This is a genomic window from Microbacterium sp. CPCC 204701, from assembly GCF_004010105.1.
Lineage (GTDB): Bacteria > Actinomycetota > Actinomycetes > Actinomycetales > Microbacteriaceae > Microbacterium.
This window is the reverse complement of record NZ_RRYE01000456.1, coordinates 1-2,131: the sequence shown is the minus strand read 5'-3', so window position 1 is coordinate 2,131 and position 2,131 is coordinate 1. Positions and strand designations below refer to the sequence as shown.

General features: G+C 74.8%; 1 protein-coding gene and 2 pseudogenes. 1 reads left to right on the top strand and 2 read right to left on the bottom strand.

The window, feature by feature from the left end; translation table 11 throughout:
* Together EIO58_RS16725 and EIO58_RS16720 are read right to left on the bottom strand one after the other, a co-directional pair.
* Positions 1 to 261, bottom strand: a pseudogene (locus EIO58_RS16725) (hypothetical protein); the annotation flags it as partial.
* 351 nt (positions 262 to 612) lie between these two features.
* Positions 613 to 1,227 carry a hypothetical protein gene (locus tag EIO58_RS16720; RefSeq protein ID WP_164861810.1) on the bottom strand — a complete coding sequence of 205 codons (615 nt, stop codon included), beginning with the start codon at positions 1,225 to 1,227 and terminating at the stop codon, positions 613 to 615.
* Positions 1,228 to 1,497: 270 nt separating this feature from the next.
* On the opposite strand from EIO58_RS16720, the pseudogene EIO58_RS16715 reads away from it, so the two are divergent.
* Positions 1,498 to 2,131, top strand: a pseudogene (locus EIO58_RS16715) (hypothetical protein); the annotation flags it as partial.

Here is a 2,131-nt window from a genome sequence, read left to right as displayed (position 1 = left end):
AGCGGCTGGCTCGGCGTCCGAGGCGCCGGCGGCGTTCACGGCGGGGGTCGGGGCATCCGGCTCGGCGGAGGTCGAGGGCGACTCGGCGCGGGATTCCGCGGAGGCGTCGGCCGAGCCATCCGTCCGCTCGGATGCCTCCGTGCCCGCGTCGCGACGGGCGGCCTCCGCCTCGGCGAGGCCCTCGTTCGCGCGGCCGACGACATCGTCGACGTCGCCGGGCTCGTCGACGGGTTCGCCGTAGGACGACTTGGGGTCACTCATCGTAGGCACTCCTCACGCGGGCTGGTTGCCCGCAGTGCGAGGATAGTCCTCGCCCTGGCCTCGGTCGCGGAGGCGTGCCGGGGAATCCGCGACGCCCGGCGGCGCGGCGACGCCGAACGCCAACGCTCGCGCCGGAATCCCGACGACTGCCGCGCGATGCTGACCACGGCGGTGCCGGCCGAGCTCGACGGGGTCCCGCTCGACGACCCCGCGTCCGGCTCTTCCGGACACCGAGCCGACGGCGGCCGGTGTGCGTCTGGGGACGACCCCGCGGCCGACACCATGAGCCTCGTCACGCTGCCATCCCCACATGCTGCGGGCGGACGCTCCGCCGACTCGACGCCTCCCCCCTCACCCGAACACGTTGCGGCCGAGTCGGGCACCGTACTCATCGGGATGCCACCGTGTCTGGGCGCTCGCGATCCACAGCCCGTCGCGCAGCGTGTGCTCCTCGAGCACCCCGCCGTCCGTGCGCGTGCAGACGAGGCCGGTGTCCGTCGACGCGCACGAGAAGCCCTGACCGCCCAGCGCCGCCTCGGCGAACGCTCCGGCGTCGGCGTCGACCCGCGACAGCGTCGTGACGATGCCGCCGTCGGCCGACCGCCACTCGCACGTGACCACGACGTCGGGGGTCACCGCGTCGGTGAACGCGGCGGCCTGCGTGACCGGAGGCGCCGCGCTCTGGTCGAGCCGCGAGCCGGCGCGCCACGTGAGCTCGTTCCACAGGTCGTCCGGGTAGAGACCGCGACAGTCGACCTGCGCCCCGTCGGCCGCCTGACGGGCGATCGACTCCTCGGGCGCGGGTGCCGGCTGCGGAGTCGTCGCCCGCCGCAGCGTGTCGCCGATCCACGTCACCGTCACAGGGACCATCGGCAGCGCGAGGTACGCCAGACCCGCCACGACCGCGGCGCACAGGAGCCCGGCGGGCACGGCGATCCACGAGTTCCGCCCGCCGATGCGCGCCATGCCCCCACCTCCGTCTCCACGGTAAGCCGCGCTGCCCACCATCCGGGTAGGGCGCGCAGCGCACCGGCCAGGATGCCGCGGCCCGGCATCCGTCGTCCTCCCCGGCGGCGGTGCCGAACCCGGCGAGGGGCGCACAGAGTACTCCGTCACCCCGGCTCAGGCGACCCCCTTCGACCGGACGCCGACGCGACGCATCGTGGTTCGCCACGGCGGTGACGGCAGCACCGGAACACCGGACCGGCGGCCGTCCGTCAGAGTTGGAGGAGGAGCATGTCTTCAGAGGGAATGGGCCACGCAGCGGGCCAGCGCGACGACGCCGCCACGAGCGGCGAAGACCTCAAGGAGCGCACGGTCGAGACAGTCGCCGAGGTCGATGCGGCGGCCATGCACGTGGCCGCAGTGGCAGGCGACGAAGCCGGGCATCTGGCGCACGAGGCCAAGGAGGCGGCACACGGCTTCTTCGACGAGACGCGGATGCAGGTCGCCGAGCAGGCCTCGGCGCAGCAGCGTCGCGCCGCCGAGGTGCTGCGATCGGCAGGCGACGAGCTGAGCGAGATGGCCGGCGCCTCGCCGTCGGACGGCATGGCGGTCGGACTCGTGCGCGGCCTCGGACGCCACTCTGGCGAGGTGGCTTCCTGGCTCGAGCAGCGGGAGCCCGCCGACCTGGTGCAGGAGGTGCGCGGGTTCGCGCGCCGTCACACCGGCGCCTTTCTCGTCGTGGCCCTCGGCCTCGGCATCGTAGCCGGGCGCCTGACGCGCGCCCTGACGGCCGAACAGAACGGCGGCGGAACGAGCGGCGCCTCGAACCGGCCTGGCACGCCTGCCGGAGTCTCGCGCGGAACCGGCGTTGCCCCGAACACCGGCACGGGCGCCGGCTACGCCGCGGCAGGCGGCGGCTACGGCG